The 19,564-nt window shown below is 64.0% G+C and carries 18 protein-coding genes and 3 tRNA genes; 13 read left to right on the top strand and 8 right to left on the bottom strand.

The annotated features are described in order from the left end of the window. The 4 genes from Q1V78_RS06030 to Q1V78_RS06015 form a co-directional block, all read right to left on the bottom strand. The coding region (locus Q1V78_RS06030) for a TIGR03571 family LLM class oxidoreductase (protein WP_300612676.1) at positions 1-891 on the bottom strand (891 nt) is incomplete at its 3' end. A gap of 56 nt (positions 892-947) precedes the next feature. Next, the gene (ettA, locus tag Q1V78_RS06025) at positions 948-2,618 is read right to left on the bottom strand and encodes an energy-dependent translational throttle protein EttA (RefSeq protein ID WP_300612674.1); all 1,671 of its coding nucleotides are present in this window, start codon (positions 2,616-2,618) and stop codon (positions 948-950) included. Between the two features lie 219 nt (positions 2,619-2,837). Then, entirely contained in the window at positions 2,838-3,347 is a 510-nt protein-coding gene (locus Q1V78_RS06020) for a single-stranded DNA-binding protein (RefSeq protein WP_300612672.1), read from the bottom strand. A 340-nt stretch (positions 3,348-3,687) separates the two neighbouring features. Continuing rightward, positions 3,688-5,967 (bottom strand): cytochrome c oxidase assembly protein, encoded by a 2,280-nt coding sequence (locus Q1V78_RS06015; protein ID WP_300612670.1) that lies wholly within the window; start codon positions 5,965-5,967, stop codon positions 3,688-3,690. A gap of 103 nt (positions 5,968-6,070) precedes the next feature. Here Q1V78_RS06015 and Q1V78_RS06010 point away from each other — a divergent pair. The 5 genes from Q1V78_RS06010 (at position 6,071) to Q1V78_RS05990 (ending at position 8,465) form a co-directional block, all read left to right on the top strand. After that, positions 6,071-6,144, top strand: a tRNA-Arg gene (locus Q1V78_RS06010). A 171-nt stretch (positions 6,145-6,315) separates the two neighbouring features. Beyond that, positions 6,316-7,161 carry a mycolate reductase gene (gene cmrA / locus Q1V78_RS06005; protein ID WP_300612668.1) on the top strand — a complete coding sequence of 282 codons (846 nt, stop codon included), beginning with the start codon at positions 6,316-6,318 and terminating at the stop codon, positions 7,159-7,161. 31 nt (positions 7,162-7,192) lie between these two features. After that, positions 7,193-7,822: an oligoribonuclease gene (gene orn, locus Q1V78_RS06000; RefSeq protein ID WP_300612666.1), complete on the top strand. Its 630-nt coding sequence runs from the start codon at positions 7,193-7,195 to the stop codon at positions 7,820-7,822. A gap of 171 nt (positions 7,823-7,993) precedes the next feature. Further along, positions 7,994-8,069 (top strand) — tRNA-His (locus Q1V78_RS05995). Positions 8,070-8,198: 129 nt separating this feature from the next. After that, entirely contained in the window at positions 8,199-8,465 is a 267-nt protein-coding gene (locus Q1V78_RS05990) for a PLDc N-terminal domain-containing protein (protein WP_300612664.1), read from the top strand. Here Q1V78_RS05990 and Q1V78_RS05985 read toward each other — a convergent pair. Then, the gene (locus Q1V78_RS05985; protein WP_300612662.1) at positions 8,462-8,671 is read right to left on the bottom strand and encodes a heavy-metal-associated domain-containing protein; all 210 of its coding nucleotides are present in this window, start codon (positions 8,669-8,671) and stop codon (positions 8,462-8,464) included. The genes Q1V78_RS05990 and Q1V78_RS05985 overlap by 4 nt on opposite strands. 152 nt (positions 8,672-8,823) lie before the next feature. Here Q1V78_RS05985 and Q1V78_RS05980 point away from each other — a divergent pair, with 152 nt between their 5' ends. Next, positions 8,824-9,813 carry a squalene/phytoene synthase family protein gene (locus tag Q1V78_RS05980; RefSeq protein ID WP_300612661.1) on the top strand — a complete coding sequence of 330 codons (990 nt, stop codon included), beginning with the start codon at positions 8,824-8,826 and terminating at the stop codon, positions 9,811-9,813. A gap of 9 nt (positions 9,814-9,822) precedes the next feature. On the opposite strand, the gene Q1V78_RS05975 is transcribed toward Q1V78_RS05980, so the two are convergent. Then, positions 9,823-11,046, bottom strand: coding sequence for an Ig-like domain-containing protein (locus tag Q1V78_RS05975; protein WP_300612659.1), 1,224 nt, complete (start codon positions 11,044-11,046; stop codon positions 9,823-9,825). A gap of 335 nt (positions 11,047-11,381) precedes the next feature. Here Q1V78_RS05975 and Q1V78_RS05970 point away from each other — a divergent pair. Further along, positions 11,382-11,458: transfer RNA gene (locus tag Q1V78_RS05970), tRNA-Lys, on the top strand. Between the two features lie 46 nt (positions 11,459-11,504). Here Q1V78_RS05970 and Q1V78_RS05965 read toward each other — a convergent pair. After that, a complete protein-coding gene (locus Q1V78_RS05965) occupies positions 11,505-12,188 on the bottom strand; it encodes a response regulator transcription factor (protein WP_300612657.1) in 684 nt (227 codons plus the stop codon). A 32-nt stretch (positions 12,189-12,220) separates the two neighbouring features. Next, positions 12,221-13,393, bottom strand: coding sequence for an ATP-binding protein (locus tag Q1V78_RS05960; RefSeq protein WP_300612655.1), 1,173 nt, complete (start codon positions 13,391-13,393; stop codon positions 12,221-12,223). 171 nt (positions 13,394-13,564) lie between these two features. Here Q1V78_RS05960 and phoU point away from each other — a divergent pair, with 171 nt between their 5' ends. From phoU to Q1V78_RS05930, 6 genes are all read left to right on the top strand, one after another. Beyond that, positions 13,565-14,296, top strand: a complete 732-nt coding sequence (gene phoU / locus Q1V78_RS05955) for a phosphate signaling complex protein PhoU (RefSeq protein ID WP_300612653.1) — start codon at positions 13,565-13,567, stop codon at positions 14,294-14,296. A 243-nt stretch (positions 14,297-14,539) separates the two neighbouring features. Then, positions 14,540-15,649: a phosphate ABC transporter substrate-binding protein PstS gene (gene pstS, locus Q1V78_RS05950; RefSeq protein WP_300612651.1), complete on the top strand. Its 1,110-nt coding sequence runs from the start codon at positions 14,540-14,542 to the stop codon at positions 15,647-15,649. A 149-nt stretch (positions 15,650-15,798) separates the two neighbouring features. Next, a complete protein-coding gene (pstC, locus tag Q1V78_RS05945) occupies positions 15,799-16,764 on the top strand; it encodes a phosphate ABC transporter permease subunit PstC (protein WP_300612649.1) in 966 nt (321 codons plus the stop codon). Between the two features lie 4 nt (positions 16,765-16,768). Further along, complete coding sequence (pstA, locus tag Q1V78_RS05940; RefSeq protein WP_300612647.1) at positions 16,769-17,968, top strand: phosphate ABC transporter permease PstA; 1,200 nt, start codon at positions 16,769-16,771, stop codon at positions 17,966-17,968. 150 nt (positions 17,969-18,118) lie between these two features. Then, positions 18,119-18,898 (top strand): phosphate ABC transporter ATP-binding protein PstB, encoded by a 780-nt coding sequence (gene pstB, locus Q1V78_RS05935; RefSeq protein WP_300612645.1) that lies wholly within the window; start codon positions 18,119-18,121, stop codon positions 18,896-18,898. Between the two features lie 193 nt (positions 18,899-19,091). Beyond that, positions 19,092-19,564 (top strand): MsnO8 family LLM class oxidoreductase (locus Q1V78_RS05930; protein ID WP_300612643.1); only part of this gene is annotated, 473 nt, incomplete at its 3' end.

Here is a 19,564-nt window from a genome sequence, read left to right as displayed (position 1 = left end):
GGTGTTCCGCCCGAGCCGGTAGCCAAAGGTTCCGCCCTGGGCGGGGGCGTCCGGGTCCTCGTGCAGGTCGATCCACATCGCCTCCAGGAAGGGTTTGAAGGCCCCTTCCCCGCAAGCGTCTGCGACGGCTGCGCGCCATTGCTCGACGTTCTTCTGCTGGATCGCTAGTCCCTTGTGGTACATGAACCAGCCGTCGGTGTGCTCGGCTTTCCACTCCAGGGTCTGCTGGCAGGAGCCGGTGGCCAGCACCGGCACGTGGTGGGCGGTGGGCTTCGGGAGCACCTCGGCCCCGCCAACCTTGCCCTCGGACCAGCGGATCGGTCGCATGCTGGTGCGCAGTGCCTTGGTGTAGACGGCGAGGTGCTCGCGGAAGCGTTCGTCCCTGACACCCTGCTCCTGGTTGAATGCAGGGAATTCTTCCGGGCGGTCGCCGGTGGCGATACCCATGAGGAAACGCCCGCCGCTGAGCCGGTCTATGCTCGCGGCTCGCTTGGCCATCAGCAGGGGGTGCTGGAAGGGGACGACGATCGCCGCAGTCCCCAGCGCAATCCTCGAGGTTTGCGCCGCGATGTAGCTCAGGTACATCCAGGGGTCGTAGACCTGCCCGTCGTCTCCGAAGGTCTCCACGCTCAAGGGGATATCGCGTGCCCAGACAGCAGAAAAGCCGCCGTCCTCGGCGAGTCGAATCAGGCGGAGCTGTTCGGCGAGGTCGGCGGCGGGGTCTGCGCTGCTCTCCGATCCTGCTGTACTGGCTACTCCCGCGGGGTGCCCGCTATCGCGGCGCCCGATGGGCAGGGAAAGCCCCACCGAAAGCCGGCCGGGCGCGAAGTTGCGCTGATAGCCGGGCAGCTCGGCGATGGGGGTATCGGAGATTGAACGCAGCGGGGTCATACCGCCCACGCTAGTACAGCGCGAGCGGTAAAGCCCCTGCTTAGCGGGTTAAGCGCTTAGCGGGTCAGGCGACGGTGCGTGACGCGGGACGGACGTGCCGCCTCCGGGCCGAGGCGCTCGACCTTGTTCTTCTCGTAGTCCTCAAAGTTGCCCTCGAACCAGTACCACTGGCCCTCAGCAACGTTGCCCTCCCAGGCGAGGATGTGGGTACAGGTGCGGTCCAGGAACCAGCGGTCGTGGGAAATCACGACGGCGCAGCCCGGGAACTTCTGCAGCGCGTTCTCCAGGGAGCCGAGGGTCTCGACGTCGAGGTCGTTGGTCGGCTCATCCAGCAGGATCAGGTTGCCGCCCTGCTTCAGGGTCAGCGCGAGGTTCAGGCGGTTGCGCTCACCACCGGAGAGCACCTTGGACGGCTTCTGCTGGTCCGCACCCTTGAATCCGAATGCGGAGAGGTATGCGCGGGACGGCATCTCGTTCTGGCCGACGACGATATAGTCCAGGCCGTCGGAGACGACCTCCCACACGGTCTTCTCCGGGTCGATGTTCTCGCGGTTCTGGTCCACGTAGCTCAGCTGCACGGTGGAGCCGACCTTGACCTCGCCGGAGTCCGGCTCCTCCAGACCAACGATGGTCTTGAACAGCGTCGTCTTACCCACACCGTTCGGGCCGATAACGCCGACGATGCCGTTACGCGGCAGGGTGAAGGAGAGATCCTTGATCAGGACACGGTCGCCGAAGCCCTTGGTGAGGTTCTTGACCTCCACGACCTGGTTGCCCAGGCGCGGCGGGGTCGGGATCTGGATCTCCTCGAAGTCGAGCTTGCGGTACTGCTCGGCCTCCGCTGCCATCTCCTCGTAGCGCTCGAGGCGGGCCTTGTTCTTCGCCTGGCGGGCCTTGGCACCGGAGCGGACCCAGGCCAGCTCCTCCTTCAGGCGCTTCTGCAGCTTGGCGTCCTTCTTGCCAGCGACCTCGAGGCGCTTGGCCTTGGTCTCCAGGTAGGTGGAGTAGTTGCCCTCGTAGGGGTAGAGCTTGCCGCGGTCGACCTCACAGATCCAGCCTGCGACGTGATCCAGGAAGTAGCGGTCGTGGGTCACGGCCAGGACGGCACCCTTGTAGTCGGCCAGGTGCTTCTCCAGCCATAGGACGGACTCGGCGTCCAGGTGGTTGGTCGGCTCGTCGAGCAGCAGCAGGTCCGGCTCGGAGAGCAGCAGCTTCGCCAGAGCGACGCGGCGGCGCTCACCACCGGAGAGGTTGGTCACCGACTCATCGGACGGCGGGCAGCGCAGGGCCTCCATGGCCTGTTCAATCTTGGAGTCGACCTCCCAGGCGTCAGCAGCGTCGAGCTCCTCCTGGAGCTTGCCCATCTCTTCCATGAGCTCGTCGGTGTAGTTGGTCGCCATCTCCTCGGCGATCTGCTCGAAGCGCTGCTTCTTTTCGAAGATGTCGCCCAGGCCCTCTTCGACGTTCTCGCGGACCGTCTTCTCCTCGTTCAGCGGCGGCTCCTGCTGCAGGATGCCCACGGTCGCGCCTGGGTCGTGGAAGGCCTCACCGTTGGAGGGCTGGTCCAGGCCGGCCATGATCTTCAGGATCGAGGACTTACCGGCGCCATTTGGTCCCACGACGCCGATCTTGGCGCCCGGGTAAAACATCATCGTGACGTCATCGAGGATGACCTTGTCGCCGTGCGTCTTGCGCACGTTCTTCATGGTGTAGATAAATTCGCCCACGGTGAACTACTTCAGCCTTTCCGTTGAAGAAAAAGTTCGATAAATCGCTGCCCCATAGTCTACGTGTTCGGCACCGATTTCAAGATTCCTCTGCTGCCCTACCTGATTCATCTCCTACTGCAAGACCAACGGCCGGGGCGCCCCCTTTCGCCCCGGCCGTTGTCTCCCCCGCTACCTGCGGATCCCCCCCGATTCCGCAGCCCCAAGCACAAGTTGCTTTTAGAACGGTGGTGCTGCCGCACCAACCAGCTCACGCTCCTCGTTCTCGCCTCCCTGTGCCGCGTCTTCTGCCGCAGCGCCTTCGGCCTGCGACGTGGCCACATCGGCGCCGTCCTGATCGGACTGCTGCTTATTACCCACCGGCTCCTCGCGTGTGACCGTCACCCGGCGCAGGCCCATGTCTGCGCCGACGTGGCTGGCCCGGATACGCAACGCGGAGCGCTTCTCCCCGCTATCCTGCGCCGTCCACGTGGACTGGTAGAGCCGACCGACCACCACGACCGGCATGCCCTTGTAGCCATCGCTCACCACATTCTGGGCCAGCTTCCCCCAGCACTGCACGGTGACGAAGGTGGGGCTGCCGTCCACCCACTGGCCATTGCGGTCCTGATAGCGGTGGTTGACCGCCATGCGGAACACGGCCATCGCCGCATCCTCCGTGCGGTGTTTCATCTCCGGGTTGCTCACCATGTTTCCGGTGAGGTGAATCGTTGCCATCTGGCTGCTCATCGTGGACCACTCCTTCTTCGCGTGAATTGCTTGTCCCCCACCGGCAGTTAGCTCCCCCGCCGGTAGGTCCTTCTTTGAGCACCACGCCGCGGATTCTGCTGCGGCGCGTAGCCATTGGTTTACCGAATGCCCCGGCCAGCGCACCTGATTCGCAGACCCACGCTGTGGATAGCGTTCCCGGCATGTGAGAAGTCCACAGAGCCACTCATGTGGCTCTTGACGGCTCGTGCCCGCCGTGATCTCCCCGCCACATTGCCCTGCAGGTCCACGGTGAATAACAAAGAAAAAGAACGCCACCAGGCGGAGCTGGTGACGTCCTCGAAAAGTAACGGTAACGGGGCTAGTCGGCGTCCTCGGCGGAAGCGTCGTCGGACTTAACGCCGGGCTCCGGGGCTTGGCCGTAAGCGCCCGGGATGTTCGCGCCATACTCCGGGGACGGCAGGTCGGTGAACTTCTGCCCCTTGCGGCGGCGGACCTGCTTGCGGCGGCGCTGCTTTTCGGTGTGCAGCTGGCTCTGCACGGACTCGGTCTCGTAGTCGGCGGTGTAATACTCCTTCTCGCCGAAGTCCCCGCCCTCGCCGGCCATGCTGGCCAACATCGCGTTATAGGCCTGCAGATCCTGGCCACCGGTGCGGTCCTGGTGGCGGTCGTAGCGCTTCGCCTCACGGTCCTCGGAGCGGTACCACTGCACACCGTGGGCAATGGACACGATCAGCAGCGGCAGCTCGCCCAGACCCCACGCGATCGCGCCTCCGACCCACTGGTCGTGGAGGATATCCACAGGGAAGGGGAAGTCCAGGCGCTGATAGTAATCCGCATTCATCGGGCTGCGCATCTGCATCAGGGCGATGCCGAACCAAGCGTGGAAGACCACGGAACCGAAGAGCACCAGCATCTTGTTAAACGCCGAGACCTGGCGCGGGGCGGCGTCCACCCCGATGATCACCCAGAAGTAGATATAACCCGAGATCAGGAAATGCCCGATCATGAAGAGGTGGCCGGAGTGGTTGCTGCCCATCCAGTCGAAGAGGGTGGACAGGTACAGCCAGTAGAAGCCCACGACGAACTGGATGCCCGCGACGATGGGGTGGGTCCAGAAGCGCGAAATCGGGTTGTTGATGAATACCACCAACCACTCGCGCGGCCCCGGCACCCCGTCGCGACCGGCGGCGGGAAGTGCTCGCAGGAAGAGGGTCATCGGGCCACCGAGCGCCCAACAGATCGGGACCACCATTGCCAGGATCATGTGCTGCAGCATGTGCGGGGAGAACATCGCCATCGCGTACATGCCCAGCCCGGAGCTCGTGGCGTAGAGAAGGAAGACGTTGCCGGCGGTCCACCACAGCAGACGGTTGAGTGGCCAATCCTGCCCCTTCTTGCGCAGCGTGAACCAGGCCCACATGTATAGCACTTGAAGGATGATCGCGCCCACGCCGTAGATCAAGTCCAGGCGGAACATGCCGAACATGTGCAGGTAGTTCGGTGGCTCGGTGATGCGGAAGCCCAGCAGAATGTCCATCGTGGTGATCTCGATTTGCTGCGGCAGTGGGGGCGGGATGCGGGACAGGGAGATGGCCACGCCGATAGCGCCCGCCATGACCAGGACCTCGCCGATCGCCAGGCGGCTAAACGCCTTACGCGCCTCGGCGGTGGAGCCACCACCCTCCCCCTCGGCGGCCTCCAGCTTCGGGATGATCGACTTGCGGTGCAGGTAACCACACACCAGCAGGACGATGCCGAGCACCGCCTTGGCGGTGATGACCAGGCCGTAGTCAGTGGTCAGCCACTCGGAGAAGCGCACGCGGATCGCAGCGTTCACCAGGCCGGAGAGAACCACCGCGACGAAAGCCCAGAAGGCCACGAAGCTATAGCGCTTCGTGATCAGCGCCAGGTGCGGGCCGCGGCGCTTCGCGTGCGCGACCAGGGCCATCAGACCACCAACCCACACGGCGGTGGCCATCACGTGCCACAGCAGGGAGTTCACGCCATAGTCGTGGTTACCGCCTGAGGCGGAGTGCCCCTCCAAGGCCAGTGGAATCATCGTGCACAGCGCCAAAGCCAGGAAAACCGGCTGCCAGATCCACTTTCGGGTCAGCAGGGAGAAGAACCACGTCAGCCCAGCGATGATCGCCACGGCCAGGAAGGCCTTGGCGGTGGAGACCTGCTGAATCGCCACACCCCACAGGTCCGGCTTGAGCGTTTCCTTCAGCGGCGAGCCCGAGACATCCGACATGTACATCGGGATCAGAATGAGGGAACAGACGGCCCACAGGAACATGCCCCACTGACCGGTACGGGCGGCGGCGTAGCCGTCGTAATCCAGGTAGCCGTCCTTACGCGGCGGGGTGCCGAAGGCGCTCATCAGGAACCCACCGATACCCATGCAGCCAATCAGCGTGGCGGCGGAACGCAGGAAAGGCAGGCCGAAGGTTGTCGCAGTACCCGGATCCGGCACACCGAGGGCAGCGAGGGACTCGCCCAAGAACTCGACGCTGATGACAGCGCCGACGATGCCAGCCACGAGCGCGGCGGCAACGTAGACGAGGATTGGCGGGCCTAGTTTCTGTGCACCGCTCCCCGATTGGGCGGGGGCAGAGGCGTTCTTCACAGGTGCAGACATGACTCACACAATACCCCCCGACCTGGTGATTACCATTTCCCCAGGCATCAACTAACCTATGGTGCGTAGCAGCACCCGGTAGCCGGGAACACGCTCGCTGCACGCCTCCGTAGCTCAGTGGATTAGAGCAGTGGGTTTCTACCCCATGTGTCGCGGGTTCGAATCCTGCCGGGGGCGCTTTTTGCTTTTAAGGGGCGGCTACCTCACTGGCGCCGGTGACCTAGGATTGACCCAGCACGGTTCTTAAAGGTTCACCGCCCGCGCATACCCCGCGTGGATTGTTGCGGTGAGCAGGAACCCCGCGCTGGCTTAAGCCTGCGCCCCCATCCGCCAACGTGAGGAGCCTTCTTGACCACCGAGCACAGCATCCCCTACCCCCGGGCTGGCACTTTCGCCCTCGTCACCGGCGCATCCTCCGGCATCGGCGAGGCCTTGGCCCTCGAACTAGGCCGCCGCGGGCACGAGCTCATCCTGGTTGCCCGCTCCACCGGCCCCATGGAGGCCATCGCCGAGCAGCTGCCCGGCCGGGACGTCCGCATCCGTTCTGTTGACCTTTCCGACGCCGCCGCCCGCGCGGAGCTCATCGCCGAGGTCGAGGACCTGGACGTCAACATCCTCATCAACTCCGCCGGCATCGCCACCTTCGGCGACTTCACCGACCTCGACTACGGCGGGGAACGCGCTCAGTTCGAACTGAACGCCACCGCACTGTTCGAGCTCACCGCCGCCGTCCTTCCCGGGATGTTGGCCCGCGGCGAGGGCGGCATCGTCAATGTTGGCTCCGCGGCCGGAAACATGGCGATCCCCGGCAACGCGACCTACGTGGGTACCAAGGCCATGGTCAACACCTACACCGAGGCCCTGCACTACGAGCTGAAGCCGAAGGGCATCAAGTGCACGCTGCTGGCTCCAGGCCCCGTGCGCGAGGAGGTCAAGGAGGAAGAAAAGAAGACCGGCGTGGATCGGGCGGTGCCGGACTTCGTCTGGACCACCTACGAGGACTGCGCCATCGAAACGCTGGAGGCGCTGGCCGCGAACAAGCTGCGCGTCGTCCCTGGCCCGCTGTCGAAGGCGATGAACTTCCTGTCCACCTACGTCCCCCGCCGCGTGAGCGCGCCGATCATGGCGAAGCTCTACCGCAAGATGGCGGCCGAGGTCGCGGCGGAGGAAGCGGCGCAGAAGCAGCAGAACTAAGAAGCAAGAACGAAGGAACCCAAGGAACACAGTGTCCACCCCTAATCAGGTAGCGAAGAACGACCGCATCGTCTGGGCAGACTGCGAGATGACCGGTCTGGACCCCGACCGTCACGTCCTGGTGGAGATCGCGGTGATCGTCACCGACGCCGAACTGCGCCCCCTCGACGAGGGCATCGACCTGGCCATCCACGCCACCGAGGACGAGCTCGCCGAGATGGATGACTTCGTGCAGAACATGCACGCCCGCTCGGGGCTGACGGAGCAGATCCGCGCGTCCACACTCTCTCTCGCGGAGGCGGAGCAGCAAGTGCTGGAGTATGTACAGCGTTACGTGGAGGTCGAGCGGGCGGCGCCACTGGCGGGCAACTCCATCGGCACGGATCGCCGCTTCATCGCGAAGTACATGCCGAAGCTGGACGAGTTCCTGCACTACCGCATGATCGACGTCTCCAGCATCAAGGAGCTCGCGCGCCGCTGGTACCCCAAGGTGTACGCGGGCCAGCCGCAGAAGGGGCTTTCCCACCGGGCGCTGGCTGATATCCAGGAGTCGATCCAGGAGCTCGCGTTCTACCGGCACGCGATCATGGTCGACGCGCCCGGCCCGGATAAGGGGCAGATCCTGGCGGCCGCTGAGGCAGCGGTCGAGCCCTGGGCCTAGGTCAGGGCTCTGGCTCGGCGCTCGCTCATAAGGACGACGCCGCGTTCCACGGGGTCACTGTTGTGCGGTTGCGCGGCGGGATGCCGGCAGGTTCCGGGGCCTCCACGCTGGCGTTTTGGCGCTTTTCTGGTTCTGGCCTAATATAGTTCTCGCTGTCTTAGAGCAGTGATGGTGACTGTAGTTCAGCTGGTAGAGCACCAGGTTGTGATCCTGGGTGTCGCGGGTTCGAGTCCCGTCAGTCACCCCAGAGAAAATCCCCGGCAGGTTAACCTGCCGGGGATTTTGCGTTGCCGTGGGACCTTCCACGAACCAGCGCCCCCTGCCCCCTGAGCACGCAACCCCGCATGCGGACCCCGCGACATTATAGTTAGAAGCCATGAAGCTTACTCTCGCTGCTGGTGACTCCCTCCCCATGAAGGGCGATAACACGATTCCGCCGGCATACGACCTCCTGTGGGCAGGGCTGGCGGTCGCTTGGGTCGTATTGCTAGCAACCGCGCTAATCCTGCTGTTCAAGGATCAGAACACGCCCCGAGCCGCCCTGCTGTGGTTCCTGGTGATCCTGGTGTTTCCGTTTCTCGGCTCGGTGGTCTACCTGGTCACGCGGAGCCGGAGGAAGCAACAACAGCGCCAGCAGGCTTAGGAGCGCGCTACGTCGAAGCCCGCCTCGTCAATGGCGGCGATGATCTGCTCCTCGCTGACGGTGCCGTCATTATCGAAGGTGGCGGTGCCCTTCTCAGCGGACACGGTGATGTCGCTGAGCCCGCCCAGCGCCGAGAGTTCCTCGGTCACCGCGGCCTCGCAGTGCCCGCAGCTCATGCCCTCAACCTTGTAGACCTGTGCAGCCATGACTGCTCATCCCTTCCTCTTTTTCCTGCTTTATTAATCCTCAGCGCGGGCGCACGGAGCGCCCCCGCTGGAGCACCACCAGCCTACGCGGGGCTGCCTGCTCGGTGCGGGCGATGGTCGGCTGCACCCGGTGGGCTAGAGTCAGATCCATCATGAAGCTCCCCCACCGTCCGCACCCTAGCCCCGCGGAGAAGTACGCCACCGTGGCCCAGCGCGCGGCTGCTGAGGTCATTAGGCGATATTCCACCAGCTTTTCCCTGGCCTCCTCCCTGCTGCGCGAGCCGGTGCGCACCCACGTGCGCAACCTCTACGCCATGGTGCGGGTGGCCGACGAGGTCGTCGACGGGGTCGCCGCCGGTGCCGGACTGAACGCCGAGGCCACCCGCGCCACCCTCGATGCCTACGAGCAAGCGGTGTACCAGGCCTGCGACCGCGGCTTCAGCACGGACCTGGTGCTGCACGCCTTCGCCCGGACCGCCAACGAGTGCGGGATCGAGGACGCCGACCTGCGGGACTTCTTCACCTCCATGCGTCAGGACACCCTCGTCGCGGTTCACGACGCCGCGAGCGTCGACTCTTATGTCCACGGTTCCGCCGAGGTCATTGGGCTGATGTGCAACGCCATCTTCGCCGCGGACTCCGCCGGTCGCGGGCGCCCGTGGTCCGCGCAGCGCCGCAGCCGGGCCAACGAAGGAGCGCTGGCCTTGGGGCGGGCTTTTCAGAAAGTGAATTTCCTCCGCGACATGGCCGAGGACACCCAGAAGCTGGGCCGGAACTACGTCTCCGGCGAGGCGATGACCGACCAGCCTGCGAGCCCGGGCGATCCGTCCCACACGAACAACGCCACCAGTGCCACCCCACGCGAGACCCCCGCCCCCGCAGCCGCTCCCCTCACCATGCAGCAGAAGGCCGCCTATATCGCAGATATCCGCGCCGACCTCACCCTGGCGGAGAGCACCATCGGCCTGCTGCCCGCCACCGCGCGGGCAGGAGTTGCGGCCGCCCACGCGCTGTTCGCCGAGCTCACTGAGCTGCTGGACCAGGCCAGCGTCGAGGAGATCATGGCGGGCCGAATCCGGGTCTCCGCACCCCGCAAGGCCGCCGTCACCGCCCGGGCCGCGGCCCGGGCGTGGCGTGCCTAAGCCTCCGTTTTAGTACTGCGGGCCGTCGTCGGCGTTACCGGCCTTCCAGGTCTTCCAATCAATGTTCCAGTCCCCCAGGCCGTCGTAGCCCGGCAGCGTCGGGCCGGTCGAGTTCTTCACCGTGACGATATCCCCGCGCTTGAAGTTCTGGTACACCCAGTTCGCGTTCTCCATGGACAGGTTGATGCAGCCATGCGAGGTGTTTTGGCTGCCCTGCGCCCACACCGACCATGGGGCTGCGTGGATGTAGATCCCGGAGTAACTCATCTGGGTCGCGTAGGACACGTCCGTGACGTACCCGCCCTCAGCCTCGGAGTAGCCGAAGGTATTGGAGTCCATCGTTAGCGCCTCGTACTGGTCGCCGATCTGGTATACGCCGTTCGGGGTCGCCCACTGCGTGTTATCGCGGCCGTTGGATGTCGGCATCGTCTTCAGCGTCTGACCGTTCTTCGTCACGGTCATCGTCTTCGCAGCGTCGTCGACGACGGCGCGGATGTCGTCCCCGATGGTGAACTTCGCCTTACGGTCGTCCGCGGAGTACAGGCCGTCGCCGAAGTCCACGCCGCGCAGCTTCGCGTCCACGGTCACGGTGGTTCCCGGCTTCCAGTAGTTCTCCGGGCGCCAGCGGACCTCAGTGTTGCTGATCCAGTAGAACGCTCCTTCCACCTTCGGTTCGGTCTTGATGCTGATCGCGTCCTGGACAGCCTTGCGGTCCGTGGGGACGGAGTCGAGCTTCAGTGCGATGGACTGGCCTACGCCCACCGTGGCCCCGTCCAGCGGCGCGAGATAAGCGTTGGTCAGGACGTTGGGCTGGATCGTGGTGAAGGTCTGGTTCAGGTCCGTCTCATCGTTGGTGGCTGTGAGCGTGTAGGCCGAGCCGTATTCCATCCCTCCCGTGCTGCGCCATTCGGTCTTGTCCTTGCTGAGCTTGCCTTCGATGACGTTGCCCGCGCCGTCGGTCAGGCTGACGTCGGACATTGCCTTGTCGGAGGTCAACGTCACGGTCTCGGTGGGGTTGACACCCTCGGCTCCGTCCTTAACGGAGGCGGTGATTCCGACCTTCTTCTCCTGCGCTTCTTCCGTAGCCGGGGCGTCGTCCTTCGTACGCTCGGTGTCAATCGTGCACGCACCGAGCGTGACGAGGCTGGCTGCCGCCACGGTGGCAAGGATGGCACGGCGAGGGTTCAATGCACGTCCGGCCTGGCGCTGACCGATTCGCGAAAGAAAGGACATCATGGGCTCCCTGGTAGGGCGCTGCCGGTTTCCAGCCTTCCCCAGTGGTGTCCGCTCACACGGTGGACGGGCATGGGAAACCTTCGGCAGCAGTTCGCGCGGGCTCCTGCCACCGCGGTGGGTGGCGGGTCCGCTGGCAATTTCTAATACCCGCTTAGCTTAGCCGGTCGGTCAGACAAACCGGGTGCGCAACGTGGCAAGTGTTAGAACACTGTTATAAAAGCACCGTTTTCCTAGGTGACCTGGCGATTTGCCAAGTTTTAAAAAGCCTAATATAGTTTCATCTCGTTGCCACGGAGAGCACATGCAAGGCAGTGTTCACCTCGCAGCAAGATGGGCCATTAGCTCAGTTGGTTAGAGCAACTGACTCTTAATCAGTGGGTCCGGGGTTCGAATCCCTGATGGCCCACCACTGATAATCCCCCGGCAGGTTTTCCTGCCGGGGGATTTCTTTATTCCTAGGCGTTGAACTTATAACCGAGCCCGCGCAGAGTCACCAGCAGCTCCGGCTTCGACGGGTTCTCCTCAATCTTCGTGCGCAGCCGCTTGACGTGGACATCCAGCGTCTTCGTATCGCCCACGTAGTCAGATCCCCACACGCGGTCAATCAGCTGCTCACGGGTCATCACGCGACCGGCGTTGCGCACCAGCATCTCCAGCAGCTCGAACTCCTTCAGTGGCAGCTGCATATCCTCCCCACGCACCGTGACCACATAGCGGTCCACGTCCACGCGCACTCCCCCGGCCTCCAGCACATTGCTGCCGCCCTCCGACCCCTGCGCCTGGCCGCGGCGCAGCACCGCCCGGATACGAGCCAGCAGCTCACGGGAAGAGTACGGCTTCGTCACATAATCATCCGCCCCCAGCTCCAGGCCGACGACCTTATCGATCTCCGTGTCCTTCGCCGTCAGCATGATGATCGGAACCATGGACTTCGCCCGGATCGCCCGGCACACCTCCGTCCCCGGCAAGCCAGGAAGCATGAGGTCCAGCAGGATGATGTCCGCACCGTGCAGCTCGAACATCTCGACAGCCTTCAGACCGTCCTCCGCGATCGAGACGTCATAGCCCTCCCGCTCCAGCAGGTAGGACAGCGGATCGGACAGGGACTCCTCGTCCTCAACCAACAGAATCTTCGTCATTTTCCTTATTCCTTCTCTTACCTACCGACGGCCTAGCCGCCAGTCACTACTTCGCTGGATGCTTCGTTGTCGTACTGCCGGTCGAGGTGTGCAAGTGGCAGGAGCACGGTGAAGGTCGAACCCTCACCCTGGCGGCTCCACACCTTGATCTTGCCGCCGTGCGTGGCGACGATGTGCTTCACGATCGACAGCCCCAAGCCGGTACCGCCCGTATTACGGGAACGCGCCGGGTCGACCCGGTAGAAGCGCTCGAAGATACGGTCCGTCTCCTTCGAGCTCATCCCGATGCCGTGGTCCGTTACGATCACCGCTGCGGAATTGCCACGGCGCTCAGTGCTGATACCGATCTCAGTGTCAGCGCTGGAGTAATTGACCGCATTATCCACCAGGTTGCGCACCGCCTTAGCCAGCAAATCGAAGGAGCCCTCCACCCGCAGGTCAGGGTTCAGCGCAACGTTGATCGTGATGTTTTTGGACTCCGCGTTCGTCCGTGCCCGATCGATCGCTTCCTCCACCACGTCGGAGACCTCAATGACGGCGGAAGACTCGAGCTCCTCGTTGTCCTGGACCTGGGAGAGGTCGATGATCTCCTGCACCAGGTGAACCAGCCGGGTGGATTCCTTCTGGATCTTGCCCCCGAAGCGGTGCACCGCCTCCGGGTCATCGGAATAATCCGTCACGGCCTCGGCCAGCAGCGAAATCGCGCCGATGGGAGTCTTCAGCTCGTGGGAAACATTGGCCACAAAGTCGCGGCGCACGGCCTCGACGCGGTGGAACTCCGTCTCGTCATCGCACAGCACCAGCACATAGCCCTTACCCAGCGGGGCGACGCCCGCGTGAAGAAAACGGCGGGAGTATTCGTTCGCGTCGTGCTTAATGACGAAGTTGACGTCCTCGTAGATACGGCGGTCCGCAACGCGAGCCACCGTCTCTTGCAACTGCGGTGCCCCGAAGGCGGGACCGTCGACCAGGCCCAGAGCGTAGGCCGCGGTGGAGGCCTTGATCACCGCACCGTCCGAGTCGATGACGATGGCCGCGCTGGGAAGTGCGGCCAGGACCTCGTCCATGCCCGCGGGCAGCCCCTCGTCCGGGTCAGTTTCGACGACCTGCCGGCGACGCCCGACCGCCCGGAACAGAAGACTGAGCAGAAGACCTAAAACAACGCCGACCGCACCAGCGATAAGCGAAATGAGCAACACATCCACGCCACCACTCTAAACTGCAAGCAGGCGGCTGACCACGGAGCGGGTGGGGCTGAGCGCAAGGTTTCGTGTGGAATTCACACCACTGAAACTCCGAGTTCACCTCGGGCTGCAAGCCTCGTCTTTGATGTCGTGGGTCTCGCCCACACTGGATTTGTAAAGAAAGGACCTCGAGTGCGCGAAGTCTTCCGCAACGAACTCGAATCTATCGCAGACAGCCTCGTCGAGATGGCCGAGAAGGCCACTTCAGCCATGGAGAAGTCCGTGGAGGCGCTGCTCAATAATGACCTGGAACTGGCCCAGCAGGTCATCAGCGATGATGATTCCATTGACGGCATGCAGGCAGACCTGGACCAGCGCTCCGCTGAAGTCCTGGCACTGCAGGCCCCGGTCGCCGCTGACCTGCGCGTGGTCATCTCCGCGCTCAAGATGTCCGTGGCTATCGAGCGCATGGGCGACCTCGCCCGCCACATCGGCTCCCTGGTCCGCATCCGCTACCCGGAGAACGCTCTCCCAGACCAGTTCCGCGACGTGTTCACACACATGGGCTCCACTGCTGTGCGCATCGGCCGTGCCCTCGTCCAGCTGCTCACCGAGCCAGGTACCTCCGCCGTTCCGATGATCGCGGCCATCGATGAGGAGATGGATACCCTGCATCTGCGGGTGTTCACCATCATCGGCGAACTGGCCCGCAGCGAGATTTCCCCAAGCCAGATCGCGGACGTCACCCTCATCTCCCGCTACTTCGAGCGTTTCGGCGACCAGGCGGTCAATGTCTCCCACCGCGTCGAGTACCTGCTGACCGGCAGCTTCGAGCCGGTTCTGGCGGGCATGTACGACACCCAGAGCGGGCGCAAGCCACTGACCGGCACCCCGGAGGAGACGCAGGAAGACGCACAGAACTAAGCCGCAACGATGACGTGGCTGCGCACGCCGCCACTCAATCTCCTGGCCCGGGTTGGTTAACGAACCCGGGCCAGCGGCGCCCTCAAAGCGAAAACCAAGCCCAAAATATAGCCCCTGAGCTGTGATAACCAAAACTTCACCTAAGGTTCACTTAAAAGGGAACCGGTCGTCACCCACGCCTTTTATCTTTTCATTTGTATCGGGGAAAACCCGCACGTAGTTGAAAGAAGAAAGGCTCCTTACGTGAAGCTCAACCGCCTCGCTCCAGCTGCAGTCCTAACTGCAGCCACTCTCACCCTGACCGCCTGCGGCGGAAACTCCGCCACCGGCGACCAGGAGGCTGGCTCCGGCAACGATGGCCAGCAGGTCTCCGGCAGCCTCGTTGGCATCGGCGCATCCTCCCAGAAGGCCGCCATCCAGGCGTGGACCACCGACTTCTCTGCTCAGAACTCCGGCGCGAACATCAACTACTCCCCGGATGGCTCCGGCGCAGGCCGCAAGCAGTTCCTGGCAGGCAAGGCCGACTTCGCTGGCTCCGACGCCTTTATGGACGAAGACGAGATCGCACAGTCCAAGAAGGTCTGTGGCGAAAACGGCGCCTTCGAGTTCCCGGTCTACGTCTCCCCCATCGCCATCGCCTTCAATCTCAAGGGCGTGGACAAGCTGAACCTCGACGCCGCCACCGCTGCGAAGATCTTCGCTGGCAAGATCACCAAGTGGAATGACCCGGCGATCGCCGAGCTGAACCCGGAGGCAGACCTCCCGGACACCAAGATCACCGCCGTCCACCGCTCCGACGAGTCCGGCACCACCAAGAACTTCACCGACTACCTCAACAAGGCCACTGAGGCCGAGTGGCCACACGAGGCCGCCGAGGAGTTCCCGGCTGAGTACGGTGGCGAGGCCGCACAGGGCACCGACGGTGTGGTCTCCCTCGTCGCTGACACCGAGGGCGCGATCGGCTACGCCGACGCCTCCGCCATCTCCGACGACATGGGCAAGGCCGCCATCAAGGTCGGCGAGGACTTCGTCGAGTACACCCCAGAGGCTGCTGCCAAGGTCGTCGACGAGTCCCCGGTCGCCGAGGGCCGCCACGAGGGCGACATCGCCGTCGAGCTGAAGCGCGACATCGACGCCGAGGGTGCTTACCCAATCGTCCTGGTCTCCTACCACATCGTCTGCTCCAGCTACGACAGCCAGGAGAAGGTCGACCTGGTCAAGGCCTGGGAGAACTTCGTCGTCAGCGAGGAGGGCCAGCAGTCCGCAGCAGACAACGCCGGCTCCGCCCCGATCTCCGATGAGCTTCGCGGCAAGATCACCAAGGTCCTCGACCAGATCGAGGTCAAGAAGTAACAACGCCGCGCAACTGACGCACGCAGAACACGAGGCTGGGTTGGTCTTTCGAAAACACCTCTCGAATGACCAACCCAGCTTCACGTGCGAATCAGCCACTTTGATTTGCACCCCATATCACCCCTCACTCACCCCGCACAGGAGCTCTCTTGTCAGCTGACACAGCCACCGCTGCGCCCGCGAAGCAGGCAAAGAAGGGACCCGTCGTTAGGCCCGGGGACAGAATCTTTTCTTTCCTCGCCCTCGCCGCTGGCGTCCTGATCCTCGCCATCCTCGCTGGTGTCGCGTTCTTCCTCTTCCTGCAGTCCACGGACACCATCAAGGCTTCCTTCGACGACCCGACGACTATCACCGGTGGCCGTGGCTTCCTCGCCTACGTCTTCCCGCTGATCATCGGCACGTTGATCTCCGCGATCATCTCCCTGATCGTGGCCACCCCGTTCGCCATCGGCATCGCCCTGTTCACGACGCACATGGCTCCCCGCAAGCTGGCCCCGGTGCTGGGGTACACGATCGACCTGCTGGCAGCCATTCCGTCCGTCGTCTACGGCCTCTGGGGTCTGGCGCTGTCCGGTCGCTTCGTCCCGCTCTACGAGTGGTTCGCGAAGTACCTGGGGTGGATCCCGATCTTCTCCCCCGACGACGACGGCGCGGTCTCTCAGACCGGCCGCACCCTGCTCACCGCCAGCCTGGTGCTGTCCATCATGATCCTGCCGATCATCACCTCCCTGGTCCGCGAGGTATTCCTGCAGACTCCACGCCTGCAGGAAGAGGCAGCCTTGGCTCTCGGCGCAACCCGCTGGGAAATGATCCGCATGGCCGTGCTGCCCTTCGGTATCTCCGGCATCGTCTCCGCAGTGATGCTGGGCCTCGGCCGCGCGCTCGGCGAGACCATGGCAGTGGCCATGGTGCTCTCCTCCGGTGGCCTCATCGTCTCCCTGCTGCTGTCCGGTAACCAGACCATCGCGGCAGAGATCGCGCAGAACTTCCCAGAGGCAGCGGGCCTGCGCATGTCCGAACTCATCTCGATCGGCCTGGTTCTGTTCACCATCACCCTGATCGTGAACATGACCGCGCGCTGGATCGTCGCACGCACGACCGTCAAGGGGCACTGATCTCATGGCTGACAAGAAGAACACCGCAACCGTTGATGCTCCACGCGAGGGAGCACAGGCCCCCGCGAAGGGCAACAGCAGCGCCTCGCACTTGGTCGTCAACCACCTGCCGAAGGGGGCTCCCTACGCCATCATCGCTGGCTCCGTCATCGCCGCGATCGTCGTCACGGCCCTCATCTCGGATGGTTTCTCCATCGCCCTGGCCGCCTTCCTGGCCGGCCTGTTCAACCTAGTGGTGACCTTCGCCTGGTCCGCCGCCGTCGAGGGCAAACGCAAGGCCGTGGACCGCGTGGCCACCGTGCTCGTCTCCTCCGCCTTCGCCCTCGCGCTGGTGCCACTGGTCTCCCTACTGTGGATGGCTATCGAAAAGGGTGGCCCGGTGCTGATCGAAAACAGCTCCCTGCTGAACCGCTCCATGGAGGGCATGAAGGGCATCTACGATAAGGAGTTCGCGGCCGGCGAGTCCGAGCTCATGGGTGGTTTCCACCACGCGATCGTCGGTACCCTGCTGATCACCCTCGCCGCGGCGATCATCTCCATCCCGGTCGGTGTGCTCTGCGCGATCTACCTGGTGGAGTACGCCAACGACAAGAAGTCCGGCGCACTCGGCCGTGCCATCACCTTCTTCGTGGACGTCATGACGGGCATCCCGTCCATCGTCGCTGGTCTGTTCGCGTTCTCCCTGTTCTCCACGGTGATCGAGCTGGTCGCCCCAGAGAACCTGACGGCCGCTAAGTCCGGTATCTCCGCCGCCGTGGCGCTCTCCGTGCTCATGATCCCGGTCGTGGTTCGTAACACGGAGGAGATCCTGCGACTGGTGCCGCACGACCTGCGCGAGGCCTCCTACGCCCTGGGCGTGCCGAAGTGGAAGACCATCATGAAGATCGTCCTGCCGACCGCGATCTCCGGCATCCTGTCCGGCATCACCATCGCCATCGCTCGTGTCATCGGTGAGACCGCCCCGATCATGGTCACCGCGGGCTTCGCCGCGAGCGTGAACTGGAACGTCTTCTCCGGCTGGATGTCCACCCTGCCGACCTTCATCTACGACTCCGTCACCCGCCCGACCGCACCTGGTACCGCGGCCATCGCGTCCACCGACCGTGCCTGGGCCGCAGCCCTCCTGCTCATTGTCATCGTGATGCTCCTCAACCTCGGCGCCCGCATCCTGTCCAAGGTGCTCGCCCCGAAGTCCGGCCGCTAAGGCCGCCGGGAGATGGCGCTCCCGGGCCCAACCCCGAGAGCAACACCCCAAAAAGAAGAACTTAATCACTCACGCCGAGCCGGCGACGTCCCAAAGAAGCCGGTTCCCCGCCCACCCGAAGCGGTGCGCACACAAAACACTGGAGGAAAAATGTCTAAGCAAATCGACATCGAGGATCTGAACATCTTCTACGGCGATTTCCGCGCGGTCGAGGGGGTGACCATGACCATCGAGCCGAAGTCCGTGACCGCGTTCATCGGCCCGTCCGGCTGTGGTAAGTCCACCGTGCTGCGCACCCTGAACCGCATGCACGAGGTCATCCCTGGTGCCCGCGTCGAGGGCAGCGTGAAGATGGATGGCAAGGACATCTACGGCCCCGGCGTTGACCCGGTCAACGTCCGCCGCGAGGTGGGCATGGTCTTCCAGAAGGCCAACCCCTTCCCCACCATGTCCATCCAGGACAACGTGCTGGCCGGCATTCGTCTGAACAACAAGAAGCTCTCCAAGTCCGAGGCCGACGAGCTGACCGAGAAGGCACTGCGCGGCGCGAACCTGTGGGAGGAGGTCAAGGACCGCCTGGACAAACCGGGCTCTGGCCTGTCCGGTGGTCAGCAGCAGCGCCTGTGCATCGCGCGTGCCATCGCCGTGGAGCCAGAGGTCCTGCTCATGGACGAGCCGTGCTCCGCGCTCGACCCGATCTCCACCCTGGCTATCGAGGACCTGATTAACACGCTGAAGGACCGCTTCACCGTCGTCATCGTGACCCACAACATGCAGCAGGCCGCGCGTGTGTCCGACAAGACCGCGTTCTTCAACATCGCGGGTGCCGGCAAGCCGGGCAAGCTGATCGAGTTCAACGACACCAAGCAGCTGTTCAGCAAGCCGGATAAGGAAGAGACCCAGAACTACATCTCTGGCCGCTTCGGCTAAACCTGCGCTGGGGCTTCTTGAAGGGGTCTGTCGGGACGTTCCCGGCAGGCCCCTTTTCCCATTATTACCCGGGCGCACGAACCGACCACGGGCCCTAAACTCGATCGAAAAATACTCGCAGGCCCAACCCAGCTGACGGGCTCAACCTCGGCGGCCACCCCGTCACTCGCTGCTCGGTGGTAAGACGGTGGTGATGACTAACTCGAATCACACCCCACTGTCCCTGATCGACTTCGCGCTGATCTTCGACGGCGAACGCCCCGGCGCCTCCTTCGAACGCTCCGTGAGCTTCGCCCAGCGCGCCGAGCAGCTCGGCTTCAAGCGCATCTGGTACGCCGAGCACCACAACATGCGCTCCATCGCCAGCTCCGCGCCGGCGGTGCTCATCGCCCACGTCGCGGCGAACACCAACTCCATCAACCTGGGCGCGGGCGGCGTGATGCTGCCGAACCACTCCCCTCTCGTTGTCGCCGAGCAGTTCGGCACCCTCGCGGAGCTGCACCCCGGCCGCATCGATCTGGGTCTTGGCCGGGCACCCGGCACCGACCAGAACACCCTCCGCGCCCTGCGCCGCGACCCGCGCAATGCGGAAAACTTCCCCAGCGACGTCGCCGAACTCAACGGCTACCTCACGGACCGCTCCGTCGTCCCTGGGGTGCGGGCAGT

It is taken from the genome of Corynebacterium sp. (assembly GCF_030152825.1).
In the GTDB taxonomy this organism is placed as follows: Bacteria; Actinomycetota; Actinomycetes; order Mycobacteriales; family Mycobacteriaceae; genus Corynebacterium.
The sequence above is the reverse complement of the archived record's forward strand: the minus strand, read 5'-3'. Positions and strand labels throughout refer to the sequence as shown.

Coding starts and splice junctions, on each gene's coding strand:
- Q1V78_RS06020 (WP_300612672.1), bottom strand. CDS start 3,347: ATGAGCAGCCAGATGGCAACGATTCACCTCACCGGAAACATGGTGAGC.
- Q1V78_RS06015 (WP_300612670.1), bottom strand. CDS start 5,967: ATGTCTGCACCTGTGAAGAACGCCTCTGCCCCCGCCCAATCGGGGAGC.
- Q1V78_RS05990 (WP_300612664.1), top strand. CDS start 8,199: ATGAAGCTTACTCTCGCTGCTGGTGACTCCCTCCCCATGAAGGGCGAT.
- Q1V78_RS05985 (WP_300612662.1), bottom strand. CDS start 8,671: ATGGCTGCACAGGTCTACAAGGTTGAGGGCATGAGCTGCGGGCACTGC.
- Q1V78_RS05980 (WP_300612661.1), top strand. CDS start 8,824: ATGAAGCTCCCCCACCGTCCGCACCCTAGCCCCGCGGAGAAGTACGCC.
- Q1V78_RS05975 (WP_300612659.1), bottom strand. CDS start 11,046: ATGTCCTTTCTTTCGCGAATCGGTCAGCGCCAGGCCGGACGTGCATTG.
- Q1V78_RS05965 (WP_300612657.1), bottom strand. CDS start 12,188: ATGACGAAGATTCTGTTGGTTGAGGACGAGGAGTCCCTGTCCGATCCG.
- pstA (WP_300612647.1), top strand. CDS start 16,769: ATGGCTGACAAGAAGAACACCGCAACCGTTGATGCTCCACGCGAGGGA.
- pstB (WP_300612645.1), top strand. CDS start 18,119: ATGTCTAAGCAAATCGACATCGAGGATCTGAACATCTTCTACGGCGAT.